The following is a 15,424-nucleotide window of genomic DNA, read 5'->3' on the forward strand; positions in this document are numbered from 1 at the left end:
AAGCATACAGTCAATCAAAATAGCTTCAATTAGCCACAACTCATGAATACAAACACTGCACTTAAATCAATCCCTATAAAAAGATTAATGGTTGCAAACCGCGGGGAGATCGCCATTCGTATACTCCGCGCAGCATCGGAAATGCGCATACGCACCATCGCCATCTACACTTATGAAGACCGTTACTCCCTGCACCGTTACAAGGCAGACGAAGCCTATCAGATAGGAGAAGAAGAGGATCCGCTAAAACCTTACCTGGATATAGAAGGCATTATAAAAACCGCCAAAGATAATCAGGTAGATGCCATTCATCCGGGTTACGGTTTTTTGAGTGAAAATGTACAATTTGCGAGAAGGTGCAGAGAAGAAGGTATTATTTTCATAGGTCCATCACCTGAAGTGATGGAACAATTGGGCGATAAAATTGCTGCAAAGAAAATAGCACGTTCTGTTAATGTTCCTGTTATTGAAGACAGCACTATTGAATTTGCAGATCATGATAAAGTTATTCTTGAAGCTGAAAGGATTGGTTTCCCTATTATATTGAAAGCTGCTGCAGGTGGCGGCGGGCGTGGTATGCGCGTCGTTCGTAAAAAAGAAGACTTAATTCAATCTTTTAACGAAGCACATAGCGAAGCAGAGAAAGCTTTTGGTGATGGTACTATTTTTATTGAGAAATTCATTGACCAGCCCAAACATATTGAAGTACAATTATTGGCCGATAATCATGGAAATATCGTGCATCTTTATGAGAGAGATTGTTCGGTACAACGCCGTTTTCAGAAAGTAGTGGAAATAGCACCGGCGCCTAATCTCGCGACAGAAGTAAAGCAAGCAGTTTATGATTATGCCTTAAAAATTGCAAAGGCAGTCGGCTATAATAATGCTGGTACTGTTGAGTTCCTGGTTGATCAAAGCAACAACGTTTATTTCATTGAAGTAAATCCGCGTATTCAGGTAGAACATACGGTTACAGAAGAAGTAACGGGTATTGATATTGTACGTAGTCAGATTCTGATTGCACAAAATGTGCCTTTGCACGATCCAACTATTTTCATACAGAATCAGGATGATGTAAAAGTCAATGGATTCGCTATCCAATGCCGTATCACAACTGAAGATCCGGAGAATAATTTCAAACCGGATTATGGCACTTTGATTACGTACAGGAATGCCGGTGGTTTTGGCATTCGTCTTGATGAAGGCAGCGCTTATTCAGGAATGAAAATTTCACCATTCTTTGATTCAATGATTGTAAAAGTTACTGCTACAGGAAGGACGCTGGCAGGTGCTGCGCAACGTCTGAACCGCTCCCTGCGTGAATTCAGGGTGCGTGGTGTTACTACAAACATCCGCTTTCTTGAGAATGTAATCGGCCATGAAGTATTCCGCAAGGGTTTGTGCACGGTGAATTTCATTGACAATAATCCGGAATTATTTTCTTTTGATCGCCCGAAAGACAGAGCCACGCGTATTTTGCGTTATCTGGCCGATATAAAAATAAATGGGCATCCGGATGTAAAGCATTACGATCCTACGCGCAAGTTCAGGGTTCCGGAAATACCTTCTTATAATTCTTTCAGTGAATTTCCGAAAGGAACAAAGGATAAACTGAACGAATTGGGAGCAACTGGGTTCATGAAATGGCTCAAAGAAGAAAAGCCTGTTTTATTTACAGATACAACTTACAGGGATGCGCACCAGTCTTTGCTTGCAACACGTATGCGCAGCCGCGATATTCTGGCCGTAGCGGAAGGTTATGCACACAATCATCCTGAACTTTTTTCTATGGAAGTATGGGGCGGTGCAACCTTTGACGTAGCGCTTCGTTTCCTGCATGAATGCCCCTGGACAAGATTACAGGAAATAAGGAAAGCCATGCCCAATGTATTGCTGCAAATGCTTTTCAGAGGATATAACGCTGTTGGTTATTCTGCCTATCCGAGAAACATCATTCAACAGTTTATTGAAAAATCATGGGAGAATGGCGTGGATGTTTTCCGCATTTTTGATTCGCTGAATAACATTGAATCTATGCTTCCCGGTATTGAACATGTGGTGAAACATACCGGTGGTATTGCGCAGCCATCCATTTGTTATACAGGTGACATTTTAAGGAAAGACAACAATAAATACAATCTTCAATATTACATTGACCTTGCCAAAAGACTGGAAGATACAGGCGCTCACATGCTTGCTATCAAAGACATGGCCGGATTACTGAAGCCTAATGCAGCAACAGTTTTGATACAGGCATTGAAAGAAAATGTTTCGTTACCGATTGCATTACATACGCATGATACTGCAGGAACACAAATTGCCACTTACCTGAATGCTATCAATGCGGGAATTGATACGGTAGATTGTTCATTGGCATCTTTCAGCGGTACAACTGCCCAGCCCAATCTCAATTCTCTGAAAGCTTTACTGGAAGGCCATGAGAGAGACAGCAACATTAATCTGCATAGCTTGAATGCTTACAGTAATTATTGGGAGGCTGTACGGGAGTATTATTATCCGTTTGAGTCAGATTTAAAAGCTGCAACTGCCGAAGTTTATGAAAATGAAATTCCCGGCGGGCAATATTCTAATTTACGTCAACAAGCCGATGGCGTTGGTTTAGGCGGGCAACTCACTACTATTAAACACAATTATAGTGTTGTAAATAAATTGTTCGGAGACATTGTAAAAGTAACGCCAAGCTCTAAGGTGGTAGGCGATATGGCTTTATTTATGACAGCGAATAACCTTACAGCCGAAGACGTTTTAAACGAAAAGAAAAACCTTTCTTTCCCTGCATCCGTGATAGGATTTTTCAGAGGTGATTTGGGTATTCCCTATGGTGGTTTTCCTGAAAAACTAAGAAAAATAGTATTGCGCAATGAACCGGCAAATCAAAGCGCCGATGCTCAGATACTTCCTGATATTGACTTAGAGGAAGCTCAAAAGAAATTTAACGAACAATATACGGGAAGCAATTTCCTCGATTTCCTTTCCTATCAAATGTTTCCGAAGGTTTATGATGAGTATTATAATTATCAAAACACCTTTGGCGAAGTCAGCAATATTCCAACACCGTACTTCTTTTATCCATTAAAAAACAATGAAGAACTTTTAATTGAACTGGGTAAAGGAAAAACCATTCACGTAAGATTGATTTATGTCTCCGATGCGGATGAAAGCGGCATGCGTACTGTTTCCTTTGAATTGAACGGCTATAACAGAACTATTAAGGTGAAAGATAATGCTGTTCAATCATTAAAGCCACAACATAAAAAAGTAACCAATGCTGAAACCGAAATCGGCGCGCCGCTGCAAGGCAAGCTGAGTGTGGTTTTGGTAAAAGAGGGTGATACTTTAAAAAGCGGAACGCCATTATTTGTAATTGAAGCTATGAAGATGGAAAGTACCGTAAGCGCTCCAAAAGATGGTGTTGTAAAAGCAGTGCACATCACATCAGGCACTATGGTAGATCAAAATGACATGGTGATTGAAATGGAGTAAAAGCTGGTTGGTGGTTTGTGAGAACTCAAACCATGTCGGAGTGATTGAAATGGAAAAAAAATCCTTAAGTTAAAGTTGTCAGCTTTTAAAAAGTTGACAACTTTTTGTTTGTTACTGGCGAAACAAACCACGACAAGAAATTTCAGGAAAGAGGCAGATATATAGCTTACATCATTGATAAATATCTTTCTCTGATAATCTTGAGGTGATGTAGTTCATGGCCTAAAATTATCCATGCACAAGCCCTTACACTCATAGTAAAATTGCTGGCGATACCCGTCACCTGCATTTGTGAAACAGTAAGGTTATTAAAGAAAGCAATGGTCAGGCTACGGCAAGCATTAAATTCTTTGAGCAGTTTGGTAGTATTGATTTTATTTGCGTTAGCATTTTGGGCAAATTCATTCTCATCAAAAAAAGGAACAGGCATTTTATCCAGTCTTGCAAATCGCATAGCCCGGTAAACAAACACCCGTTCTGCATCTATAAGATGCATCAATATATCTTTCATGCTCCATTTACCTTCAGCATACGGTTTCATTAAACGTTCTTCATCTAAAGATTTAAATAAGGCCGTAATCTCTTTCGCAGATGTTTTAAGCTGATCCAAAATACTGGAATCATTGATCAGATTAATATACGTTTCATAGTACATCGCAAATTCTGTAAAAGAAGGCTTACTTATTTTCTTCATCCCGGTAGTTTTATAATATTCAATGCTCCTGTCGGCAATCAGCAAAAGTAAAAAAGAAACCTCATGGTTTCTTTAATGTATCGGCATCTAAATCCGGCAATGATGCAGTGGGAGGCTTCTTAATCCATTCTTTATAATTGTACTTAATCCACATTTTGATTTCCAGGTCAGATGCTGCCCTGGCAAAGGAATAAGATAATGGATAGGCTTGCATAAAAGTCAACAATGAGTCTCCATGCAATCGTGTAAGTTCTGTAACCAATGCCGGAGCATATCTCGAATCAATAAAACGCCGCGTTTCGGTCTTGATGTATCTTTGTTGAAAGGCTTTTAATCTTTTATATTTCTTTTGTCGTTTTTCAATAAAACCGGAAATAGGAGCTGTAATAACAAACGGCTTGCCAGCCTTCAGGTCTTTTAATTTAGGTAATTGAGGCTTAGCCGGCCTGTAATCTACTTTCTTTCCATAAATTTCCCTGTTTTCCAACGAATCTTTCTGGTATGCCGTAAGTTCTTTCCTGACAACAACAGTATCAATAACGTAGCTCTGAGGCCGCATTCCAATCCAGGAAAACCAACCTTCATTTTCACCATTGAATACAACTACTCTTTGTGAAAATCCCAATGAAGTAAACTTTATAGAATCTCCATTCCTGGCGATAATAGAATAATTTCCTTCATCATCAGAAATTGCATTGTAAGCGGCATGACTAAGGTTTTCAATAACCACTCCCTGTAAGGGAACCGCGTCATCATCATTCACAATCCGGCCATGAATGGTTTGTGCATGCATGGAATTTATAACTGCAAAAAATGCTACACAGCAAAGAAGTCTCATGGCTTTTTTAATGTATCTGCCTCTAAATTTGGTATGGATATGCCGGGAGGAATTACAATAGGTTTCTTAATCCATTCCCTGTAATTGTATTTGATCCACATTTTGATTTCTATGTCAGTAGCAGTCCGCGCATAATCAACAGGCATAGGATAAGCCGCAATAAAAGCTGCAAGCGTATCACCTGTAAGGCTTGTAAGCCTGGAAACTTCTTCAAAAGAATAACGTGTATCTATAAATTTCTGGTCTTCCCATTTGAAGTAATTCCGTTGAAATCGTTTAATTTGTTTACTTTTTTTATCAAATTGCTCGGCTAATGCAGATGCGGGAGAAAACACCGAACCTAATACAGAGCTACTTGCAAAGCCTCTGTTAAGCGCAAGGTTATAAGTTTTTCTTCTTTCTATTGAATCCAGTTGATAAGGCGTATAATCAGGCCGGATTACTATATCGTCCAGTTCAAACAATTTTTTCTTAAGGCTTACCTGCCTGTATACATTTCCCTCCGGCACACGCATCCTGAAAGAATAATATCCCAGATAGCTGAATTCAATTTCATCATCTTTTGATGCTCTTATTTTGAATTTTCCATCAATGCCACTTACTGCACCCTGATTGGTTTCAATATTACGAAGCACAACACCTGCCAAAGCCGTACCGCCATCGTAATCTGTTACAACTCCTTCAAACTCCTGCGCGAACAAGGCCAGAGGAGACAAGTATAATAACAAAAAGGATAAAATAATTTTCAAAATAAAAAATGAAAATAAAGATGAATAGAAAAATAAGCCGGTAAGGAAATTAAACGCTAAAAAAAATATCCTTATTAATTGGCATCATATTAACGCTAACAAAACATTTTTATTTTAGTTCCTTATAACTATAAATTGCCCCTATCTAAAACGAAGCATATTTTTTCAATCAGGAATTTTTGAAATAAAAAAATCCCGGCAGGAAACTACCAGGACTATTTTCATAAATGAAATAAACTTACTTTTTCTTAGAAGCAACTTTAACAGGAGTTGGCTTCTTAGCAGCCATTTTCTTTGGCGCAGCTTTTTTAGCAGCAGCCTTCTTAGGTGCAGCTTTCTTTGGAGCAGCAGCTTTTTTAGGAGCGGCTTTCTTTGGTGCAGCAGCCTTTTTAGGTGCAGCTTTTTTAGGAGCAGCAGCTTTTTTAGGTGCGGCTTTTTTAGGAGCAGCAGCCTTTTTAGGCGCAGCTTTTTTAGCAGCGGCTTTCTTCGGAGCCGCTTTTTTTGCAGCTGCTTTCTTCGGAGCAGCTTTTTTTGCAGTTGCCATACTTATCAATTTATGGGGTTAGAAAATAAAAAGCTCTTTTATTTATGGCAAAACCGCAAGAAGTGGATTAAGCTTCTGCGGCACTTACTTCACTAACTGATACTAATGTTTTACTGCGTGTTTTTCTGAACTCAACAATACCATCTGTCAATGCATATAAAGTAAAATCTTTACCAACACCTACGTTTGTTCCAGGATGATATACTGTACCTCTTTGACGGATGATAATATTTCCGGAGATAGCTGGTTGGCCACCGAAAATTTTAACGCCCAATCTTTTACTACGTGAATCGCGACCATTTCTTACGCTACCTTCACCTTTTTTATGTGCCATTACTTTCCTATTAAATTGTAATTACTACAAAGTTAAATAATAAATTGATTTATCCAAAAAATCTTTATGCGATTGATTGAATCTTAATTTTAGTCAAAGATTGACGATGACCGTTCAATTTCTGATATCCTTTACGACGTTTTTTCTTAAAGATAAGAACCTTATCGCCTTTAGAATGATCAATAATTTCTGCTTTCACTACGATTGAATTAACAGCTTTACCAACAGTAATATTACCATTGTCGCTTGTCATCAATACATCAGAAAATTCTACGCTATCACCGGCGTTTCCGGATAAGCGGTGTACAAAAAGTTCATCGTTCGCCTGAACTCTGAACTGCTGTCCTGCTATTGTTACAACTGCAAACATGCTCCAAAAATTTTGCGCAAAATTAGTAGAATTTTAATTTATAGCAAAATTATTTTTCCTCTTTTTTAAGGGGAACGAATTCTGCCAGCACTTTTGTGCCTTGCATCAGCACTAATTTCCCGTCTGAAATCTTATAATTATCAGTATTATTTAAGGCATTATAAAGCGTCGATTCTGTCTTCATTCCGGGCATACAGGCTTTCAATGTCCCAAGAATATCTTTCATTTTTAAGGAGGTGCCATTCACTTCATAAGAGCCACCGTAACCGTTACAACCTGAATATCCACCTATTCTGTTGGTGGTATCATTGAAAATAAGCGTTGCTGTGCTTTTCAATTTTTCCATTTTGAAATTCGGGAAACTGCTTAATGTCCATGAAGTACCATTCAGACGGGCTGGTTTTTCTTTCTTTGCATCAGCCTGGTTTTTTACAGAGCTGCAAGAAAACAATAATAACAGTGATAATGACAATAGATATCTCATAAAAATGTTTTTAGATTAAGTAAATTATAGCATGAATATATCAATTATTGATCAGAGAGCTCTTTATTTTTCCAGAACTGATTTACTTTTTCAACCATTTCGGAAACATTAATTTGCTTCATACATTTGAAATGCTTTTTAGGACAATGGTCGTATCCGATTTTACTGCATGGGCGGCAACTTAAACCTTTAACTTCCAATATAACAGACAAAGGAGAGACGTTTTGGTTTAAATTATTAAAACCAAAATATGGAAACATACCAAACTCTGGTGTGGTATTACCCCATACTGACACTATAGGTTTTTTGAAAGCAGCAGCGATGTGCATCAAACCGGTATCGTTAGAAACTATAACTCTGGCGCGTTTCACAAGATCGGCAGATTCGGTAATGTTGAATTTTCCACAGGCATTATAAACCTTTGCGGCATCTGTTTTTGTAATCTCATTCCCGTCTTCTCTATCTTCAGGACCACCTAAAAGTATAATAGGATAAGGACATAAGGCGACGAATTCTTTCCATTTCTCAACAGGTAATTTCTTTGTGAAATAAGAACCACCTATTACACAACCTACAAAACCGGCCCAATGTCCGAATGGAATATCGTCTTGTTCCGTCTTCAGATTTTCAGGTATAAAATAGTCCAGCCCTGCCCCGTCGTTTTTTAATTTCAATTCCTTCATGCCTTCAAAGTATCTGTCAACAATACTTTTATCAGGCATTACTTTCATTTTGAAATTTACATAAAGCCATTTGCGGAAATTAAGTTTATCAAAACTTAGCGAAGGCGTGCCCATTGCCTTTTTCACACGCATGGTGCGCAGGTTTTTATGCAAATCAATTACGTAGTCAAACTTAATTTTCTTAAGCGTTTCAATATTTTCATTCAGGTCTTTATCAAGTGTATGAATGACGTTAATGTATGGATTGTGGGCTATTACCGTTTTGAAACTTTGCTTAACTAAAAAATGAATTTCTGCATCAGGAAACTGCTTACGAACGCTACGTATAACCGGTGTGGTCAGTACAATATCGCCGATGGAAGAAAAACGAATGAGGAGTATTTTCATAACTTATCTGAGCAAAAGTAATAAAGACTTTAAGATTAACATTTATTCCATTCAGGTTAATATTTAAATCATACAAACTATTGCAAATATTAGCAATAAAAAAAAAGATGTTCTTTTTAGGAATCATAGATAATTTTATTATTTTTAGCACTTACCAATTTAAAACCAAACAGAAAAATGAAAAAATCTACAAAAATGATGATAGCATTCAGTGCTATCGTAACCCTGTCTTCCTCTGCATTTGCCCAAAAGGCATGTAACCTTGGATTAACAATGGTAACTCCTACCGCAAATCAGGAAATTCCATTCACAGATCCTAACAATACAGCGACTCAAGTCGGCGTTACATTTAATGTCAAAAACAATGGTACTGCTGCTATTGTTCCTACCGATACAATATTTTACATATCGGAGTTCAGCGGAAATGTAAGGTATATTACCGGCCAGTCAATTGCTGCCAATGCGACTGTGCTGATTAATCCGAATTTCTACATCACTAATGCTGCTACAGCACAAACTACTACTAATTATTGTCTTCGTTTATTCCCTCAGGGAAATGTTTATTACAGCGCAACAGCTACTGATACTGTTTGGGCAGGCGTAACTTATACAGATGCTGATACTACAAACGACAGAGGTTGTGTTTCTGTAATTTTTAAGCCTAAAGCCACTACATCGGTTTTTGAATTTGGCAAAATAAGCAACCAACAACTTAGCTTATATCCTAATCCTGCGAACAATGAATTGATGTTTCAATTGAAGCTGGAAAAAGCTGACAAGGTTATTGTTTCGATTAAAGATATTACAGGAAGAGAAGTATTACGTAAAGATTACGGAATGATCCAAGGTGGTATAGAAAATACTTTTAACCTGGATGTAAACAGCGTCAATAACGGATTGTATCTGGTTGAACTGATTGCAGGTGAAAACAAGGCCACCGGTAAAGTAGAAATCATGCACTAAGTAAATCATAAGTGTTATTAAAGCTGTCCGATATCGGACAGCTTTTTTTATATCTATTATGCAAAGTATTTTTTGCAGAAAGAGAAGTTTTATTTTACTTTGTAACTAAAAGTACTTTTAAAATGAATAGCAAACAAGCAACTCTAAAGTCGGTCCGTATCTGGATAATCGTTTTTATATTTTTTCTGTTATTAAGTGGTGTCACAGCTTTTCCTTTGGAAACGGAATTAAAATGGCTTGTGGCTCAATTTGAAAATCAGGATAACATAATGTACCGCTGGCTCAATAATATTTATTATGCTATTAAAACCACTAATCAAACCTTTCCCCAGTTGCCTTATGGTACCGACTGGCTTGCATTTGCACACATCGTAATTGCAGTTGCATTTATCGGCCCGCTGAAAGATCCGGTAAGGAATATCTGGGTTATACAATTCGGGCGTATTGCCTGTATAATGATATTGCCTTTAGCCTTAATCGCGGGACCCATCAGGCATATACCTCTTTTCTGGCAGTTGATAGATTGTTCTTTTGGCTTAATCGGTTTAATTCCACTCAGCATTTGTTATCACAAGATAAAAAAGTTGGAACCATTGACAGAAAAGGCTTCTATTGAAGAATATCACTTTAGCAAATAATTGTTTTACAATAACCATTTTTATTATTTCATGAAATATTTTGTCCGGCCCGATTCAATTGTAAGAGAAATATGGGGAAAAGCTGATACTATTCTTTTCATTTTTGCGGGTGCTGCCGCCGAATTTTCACTGAATAAAGCTGTGGACTGGCTTTACTTTACAGGAAAGTTACCTGCAGACCCTATTGGACGTTTATTCTCTACAGTCGGCTATGCCAAACAGATTATTTTTTCAGAAGAGGATAAAGCTCATGCTGCCATTGACAGAATGAGGATCATACATTCAGGCGTGGAGGCTAACCGGGGACATGTTATACCTGACTGGGCTTACAGAGATGTACTGTATATGCTGATACACTACTCTATCACTTCCTTCGAATTATTAGAAAGAAAATTGACACAAGAAGAAAAGGAAGAAATATTATCAGTATTTCTTAAAGTCGGCAATAGAATGGGCATTCCGTCATTACCTAAAACATTTGAAGAATGGCTGGATTCTCATGAAGTTCAATTAAAAGAGGATTTAATAAAAAGCGATTTTACCGCCGATCTTTACAAACAATATAAGAAGCATCTCGGCAAATTGCGCTATCAGGTTTTATTAAAAGTGCAAAGCAGAATCGCCCCTCAGAAAGTGTTGGATCTCTTAGCATTAAAACCTTCAAATATTTTGCCTGTGGCCCTATGTGGTTATAAAATTTGCAGAAGGTTGCAATTGGATTCGATGCTGAAATCTTTATTATTGCCACAAAAATATCAACCGCAAATCGCTCAATTAAATGAACATTAACTACTGAATAAAACCTTGTAAGCGTTAAAACTTACAAGGCTCAATATATAAAATCATTCACTTTTGTAGGCTATTATATACCTGCACCTCGATTCATAATTCGGGTCGGAGGATTTATAATTCTTTATAACAACCTTTCCTTCAATTTCCCGGTTAGGTGTAAAACTTACTACAGCAATATTATCATCTTCAGTATCTCTTTTCAAAATTTCATCATCAGAAGTATCATACACATAAATATCAATATCTGATACATCGCCATCCTCGCTCATGGCATAAACGATATAAGTCAGGCCTTCATAAAAGGTTTTATAGGAATATCCTGTTTGTCCTTCTGATATGTTTACCTCCATTTCTTTTGAAATAGTATAACCCATATCTTCTATTTTACTGCGGGCTTTCTGATAAGCAGTCTGGGCCTGGGCCTGAATACTGAAACCCGCAATCAAAGCGAGCAAAAATAATTTTCTTTTCATATCCTGATTTTTTAATTTGATAAATGATTTTGATTTCGTTTTTTGTTATTACCATCTTTAAGAAAGGTGACAGGGCAAATAGCTATGGGCTGATTTCGAAGACAAAGATGCCGCTACTGTGGCCGTTTTACAAGAGCAGAAGTACTGATTTTTATTGTGAAAATTTACGGGAAATGAAATACGTATTTTTACGCAGTGTATTTTTATATAACTATAAAATATCGCTGCTTAAACATTAGCAAAGCAGAATAATTTGTATATTGAGGGTGCATTCATTTTTATCATCAAAGAAGATAGTAAGATCCCGCTTGTTATCACTCTATTACATTAGTCAAATGCCAATCAAATACTTAATTGCAGACGATCATAAGATATTCCGTCAGGGATTGAAATTGGTATTGAATGACGACCATCTTCTTAATTGTATCGGTGAAGCTGCTTCAGGGATTGAGGTTATGGAGCAACTTGGAAAAGAACAACCCGATGTTATTCTGCTCGACCTGAAAATGCCGGATATGGATGGTATTGAAACCACACAAAAAATCAGGACTTTGTACCCGGATTTAAAAATCTTGATCCTGACCATGCACAACGACGAGCATTTTATTCTTCATTTGATGGAATTGGGTGCTAATGGTTATTTAATAAAAAATGCCGATGCTGAAGAGATAAAAAGAGCGATTCATTCAGTGCATGAAAACAATTATTATTTCAATGAATTGGTAAGCACAGCATTACTTCGGAAGGTTAGCCACCATAAAAACATGGATCCCAAATTCAGGCATTCCATAGAATTAAATGAAAGGGAAACAGAAGTCCTGAAACTTATTTGCGAAGAAAATACAGCTGCTGAAATTGCAGGAAAAATATTTCTGAGCGCAAGGACTGTTGAGGGTATCAGAGCATCTATGATGCAAAAAATAGGCGTAAAAAATATTGCAGGCTTAGTGATTTACGCAGTTAAGCATGGTATAGTAAAATGACATACTTTTTATAAAGAAAATGCCGGCTTTTGAAAGCCGGCATTTTCTTTGCAATATATCAGGAGATACAGTTTATCTGATTACTACATTCGTATTGTTTGTTGTATTTATCACTGCATTATTAACAGGAATCATTTTGGTTGGATATACCATACTTACAGGTGTTTCCGTAACTCTTACAGCAGCATCCTGAAGGCGTTGAATATTTTCAGAGCGCTCCTGCTGAATTTTGCCTGCATACAGATGAGATAATGTAGGAGCAATGACCAAGCTTACGATACTCATTAATTTAATCAGGATATTCATTGAAGGGCCGGAAGTATCTTTAAAAGGATCTCCTACTGTATCTCCGGTTACAGAAGCTTTATGCGGTTCTGATTTTTTATAGTAAGTCTGTCCGTTTATTTCAACACCTTTTTCAAACGATTTTTTTGCATTATCCCAGGCACCACCAGCATTGTTCTGGAACATTCCCATCAAAACACCACTCACTGTTGCGCCGGCAAGAAAGCCACCTAAAACCTGTGGTCCGAGCAGGAATCCGATTATCAACGGAGAACAAATAGCAATAGCTCCCGGCAACATCATTTTACGGATAGATGCATCGGTAGAAATAGCCACACATTTTTCGTATTGCGGTTTACCTGTTCCTTCCATAATTCCCGGGATTTCACGGAACTGACGGCGAACTTCTTCAACCATTGCCATTGCAGCCTGTCCTACGGCTTTAATAGCCAATGAGGAGAAAATGAACGGAATCATGCCACCGACAAATAAACCGGCCAATACATCGGCTCTGTAAATGTCAATACCATCAATTTTAGAGATACCCACAAAAGCAGCAAACAATGCTAATGAAGTCAATGCTGCAGAGGCAATTGCAAAACCCTTTCCGGTAGCTGCAGTAGTATTTCCGACAGCATCCAGGATATCTGTTTTCTCACGGACATCAGCAGGCAATTCACTCATCTCTGCAATACCACCCGCATTATCGGCAATAGGACCAAAAGCATCAATAGCCAATTGCATTGCTGTAGTTGCCATCATGCCAGCAGCAGCAATAGCCACGCCGTAAAGACCTGCAAAAGCATAAGAACCATAAATACCTCCTGCTAATACAAGAATAGGCAACATAGTACTTTCCATACCCACACTCAAACCACCAATGATATTAGTAGCGTGACCTGTAGCAGATTGACGGATGATACTCATTACCGGACGCTTTCCCATTGCTGTAAAATATTCTGTAATGATACTCATCAGGGTTCCTACCACAAGACCTACCATGATGGCACCCATAATACCCATTTTTGTAAACTCATGACCGCGCAGATTCATTGTATCGGGCATAAGATAATTTACAAGGACAAATGATGTAATGGCCGTTAAAACAATAGAACCATAGTTACCCATATTCAGGGCACTCTGAACTTTGGAAGTACTTAACCCTGTACCGTCCGTAATTCTGACGAAGAAGGTTCCGATTATAGAAAGAATGATACCGACACCGGCAATCAACATAGGCAATAAGATTGGAGCATACCCATGAAAATTGTCACCTGCGCCGCTTACAGTTTCCCTGCCCAAAACCATTGTTGCCAAAACAGTTGCAACATAAGAACCGAATAAATCGGCACCCATACCGGCAACGTCACCAACATTATCACCAACGTTATCAGCAATAGTGGCAGGGTTACGCGGATCGTCTTCAGGAATGCCTGCTTCCACTTTTCCCACTAAATCGGCACCAACATCGGCAGCTTTTGTATAGATACCACCACCAACACGCGCAAACAATGCAATGCTCTCTGCACCTAAGCTGAAGCCCGTCAATATTTCAATAGTGCGTTCCATTTCAATACTGTCAACCGGCGCACCATTTGCAAAAATCATTTTTAAAACTATGAACAATGCACCTAAACCTAATACCGCCAAACCTGCTACACCCATACCCATTACGCTACCACCGGTAAAAGAAACCTTTAAGGCTCTGCTCAAACTGGTACGTGCAGCTTCTGCCGTACGTACATTGGCTTTAGTTGCAATGCGCATGCCTATAAAGCCTGCTAATGCACTCATAAAAGCACCTAATACAAATGCCAATGCAATACTCCAATGAGAGTTGGCGTTACTCGAACCCATTACGCCTAAAAGAATGGCGGCAATAACCACGAAATAGGCAAGAATCTTGTACTCCGCTTTTAAAAAAGCCATGGCACCATCAGCAATATATGTGCTGATTTCTTTCATTCTGTCATTACCTGCATTCTGTTTACTGACCCAGCGACCCTGAATCACGGTGAATAGTAATGCAACAACCCCAAAACAGGGCACTAAGTAAAAAAGTGAATCCATACTTACGTTTTATTTTTTTTAAAGGTGGACAAATATAATTTTATAAATGGAAAATTCATATCATTTTTTTGGGTGTTTTCAAAATAAATTGAAATAAAAAGAACCGTGCAAAAGCACGGTTCCTGAATAACAATCAATCGTAAAATTCTTATTTCAAAAGGGTAACTGTACCCTTATAAGTTTCAATATTTCCGTCAGGATAGCCGATCTGAATGACATAACCATAAACACCTACAGGTTGCGGCTGACCTTTATTTGTACCATCCCAACCCAGATTCGGATCTGTAGTTCTGAAAAGAATGGTTCCCCAACGATTAAAAACTTTAAAGTCAATTATCTTTTCGTCTGTAATGTTTTTAATCTTAAAAAAATCATTCTGACCATCGTTATTAGGCGTAAACGCATTAGGAATTAATAATTCTTTACGCTTTACCGGGTCTGTATAACTTGCATCCGAGCGATATTCATTTTTTTGTGCAAATGAATTTATACCGCTGAATCCCATTAAAATTACTATCGCTATAATAAATTTCCTCATTTCTTATCTGTTTCGATGCTTTAAAAGACTGAATGTTTTGAAATTTGGTTGGGCAATATTATCAAATACGAATGTAAGTAACATTTTTTTAATAA

At 38.0% G+C, this 15,424-nt stretch carries 16 protein-coding genes; 5 read left to right on the forward strand and 11 right to left on the reverse strand.

Annotated features, from left to right (window positions below; genetic code table 11):
- The first annotated feature begins 42 nt into the window (after positions 1–42).
- Complete coding sequence (locus F0919_RS11850; RefSeq protein WP_150032981.1) at positions 43–3,504, forward strand: pyruvate carboxylase; 3,462 nt, start codon at positions 43–45, stop codon at positions 3,502–3,504.
- A 166-nt stretch (positions 3,505–3,670) separates the two neighbouring features.
- Here the strand turns inward: F0919_RS11850 and F0919_RS11855 are convergent, their stop codons facing one another.
- From F0919_RS11855 to F0919_RS11890, 8 genes are all read right to left on the reverse strand, one after another.
- Complete coding sequence (locus F0919_RS11855; RefSeq protein WP_150032982.1) at positions 3,671–4,198, reverse strand: DinB family protein; 528 nt, start codon at positions 4,196–4,198, stop codon at positions 3,671–3,673.
- Positions 4,199–4,259: 61 nt separating this feature from the next.
- On the reverse strand, positions 4,260–5,036 hold the full coding sequence (locus F0919_RS11860) for a hypothetical protein (RefSeq protein WP_150032983.1): 777 nt from the start codon (positions 5,034–5,036) through the stop codon (positions 4,260–4,262).
- The gene (locus tag F0919_RS11865; protein WP_190277371.1) at positions 5,033–5,764 is read right to left on the reverse strand and encodes a carboxypeptidase-like regulatory domain-containing protein; all 732 of its coding nucleotides are present in this window, start codon (positions 5,762–5,764) and stop codon (positions 5,033–5,035) included. The genes F0919_RS11860 and F0919_RS11865 overlap by 4 nt, the downstream gene beginning before the upstream one ends.
- A gap of 259 nt (positions 5,765–6,023) precedes the next feature.
- Positions 6,024–6,329, reverse strand: a complete 306-nt coding sequence (locus F0919_RS11870; protein WP_150032985.1) for a hypothetical protein — start codon at positions 6,327–6,329, stop codon at positions 6,024–6,026.
- Between the two features lie 67 nt (positions 6,330–6,396).
- The gene (rpmA, locus tag F0919_RS11875) at positions 6,397–6,663 is read right to left on the reverse strand and encodes a 50S ribosomal protein L27 (protein WP_150032986.1); all 267 of its coding nucleotides are present in this window, start codon (positions 6,661–6,663) and stop codon (positions 6,397–6,399) included.
- Positions 6,664–6,727: 64 nt separating this feature from the next.
- Positions 6,728–7,033: a 50S ribosomal protein L21 gene (rplU, locus tag F0919_RS11880; protein WP_150032987.1), complete on the reverse strand. Its 306-nt coding sequence runs from the start codon at positions 7,031–7,033 to the stop codon at positions 6,728–6,730.
- A gap of 49 nt (positions 7,034–7,082) precedes the next feature.
- Complete coding sequence (locus F0919_RS11885) at positions 7,083–7,517, reverse strand: META domain-containing protein (protein ID WP_150032988.1); 435 nt, start codon at positions 7,515–7,517, stop codon at positions 7,083–7,085.
- Between the two features lie 44 nt (positions 7,518–7,561).
- Positions 7,562–8,587, reverse strand: coding sequence for a glycosyltransferase family 9 protein (locus F0919_RS11890; protein WP_150032989.1), 1,026 nt, complete (start codon positions 8,585–8,587; stop codon positions 7,562–7,564).
- 177 nt (positions 8,588–8,764) lie between these two features.
- On the opposite strand from F0919_RS11890, the gene F0919_RS11895 reads away from it, so the two are divergent.
- The 3 genes from F0919_RS11895 to F0919_RS11905 all read left to right on the forward strand — a co-directional run bounded on the left by F0919_RS11895 (position 8,765) and on the right by F0919_RS11905 (position 10,977).
- A complete protein-coding gene (locus F0919_RS11895; protein ID WP_150032990.1) occupies positions 8,765–9,550 on the forward strand; it encodes a T9SS type A sorting domain-containing protein in 786 nt (261 codons plus the stop codon).
- Between the two features lie 122 nt (positions 9,551–9,672).
- Positions 9,673–10,188 (forward strand): hypothetical protein, encoded by a 516-nt coding sequence (locus tag F0919_RS11900; RefSeq protein ID WP_150032991.1) that lies wholly within the window; start codon positions 9,673–9,675, stop codon positions 10,186–10,188.
- 30 nt (positions 10,189–10,218) lie between these two features.
- Positions 10,219–10,977: an oxygenase MpaB family protein gene (locus tag F0919_RS11905; protein WP_150032992.1), complete on the forward strand. Its 759-nt coding sequence runs from the start codon at positions 10,219–10,221 to the stop codon at positions 10,975–10,977.
- 53 nt (positions 10,978–11,030) lie between these two features.
- On the opposite strand, the gene F0919_RS11910 is transcribed toward F0919_RS11905, so the two are convergent.
- Positions 11,031–11,453: a hypothetical protein gene (locus F0919_RS11910; RefSeq protein WP_150032993.1), complete on the reverse strand. Its 423-nt coding sequence runs from the start codon at positions 11,451–11,453 to the stop codon at positions 11,031–11,033.
- A 335-nt stretch (positions 11,454–11,788) separates the two neighbouring features.
- On the opposite strand from F0919_RS11910, the gene F0919_RS11915 reads away from it, so the two are divergent.
- Complete coding sequence (locus tag F0919_RS11915; protein ID WP_150032994.1) at positions 11,789–12,436, forward strand: response regulator transcription factor; 648 nt, start codon at positions 11,789–11,791, stop codon at positions 12,434–12,436.
- 72 nt (positions 12,437–12,508) lie between these two features.
- Here the strand turns inward: F0919_RS11915 and F0919_RS11920 are convergent, their stop codons facing one another.
- Both F0919_RS11920 and F0919_RS11925 read right to left on the reverse strand, forming a co-directional pair.
- Positions 12,509–14,791: a sodium-translocating pyrophosphatase gene (locus F0919_RS11920; protein WP_150032995.1), complete on the reverse strand. Its 2,283-nt coding sequence runs from the start codon at positions 14,789–14,791 to the stop codon at positions 12,509–12,511.
- Positions 14,792–14,939: 148 nt separating this feature from the next.
- Positions 14,940–15,329, reverse strand: a complete 390-nt coding sequence (locus F0919_RS11925; protein ID WP_150032996.1) for a gliding motility-associated C-terminal domain-containing protein — start codon at positions 15,327–15,329, stop codon at positions 14,940–14,942.
- Positions 15,330–15,424: the final 95 nt, after the last annotated feature.

Origin of the sequence: Taibaiella lutea (genome assembly GCF_008629695.1) — a bacterium.
Taxonomy (GTDB): domain Bacteria; phylum Bacteroidota; class Bacteroidia; order Chitinophagales; family Chitinophagaceae; genus Taibaiella; species Taibaiella lutea.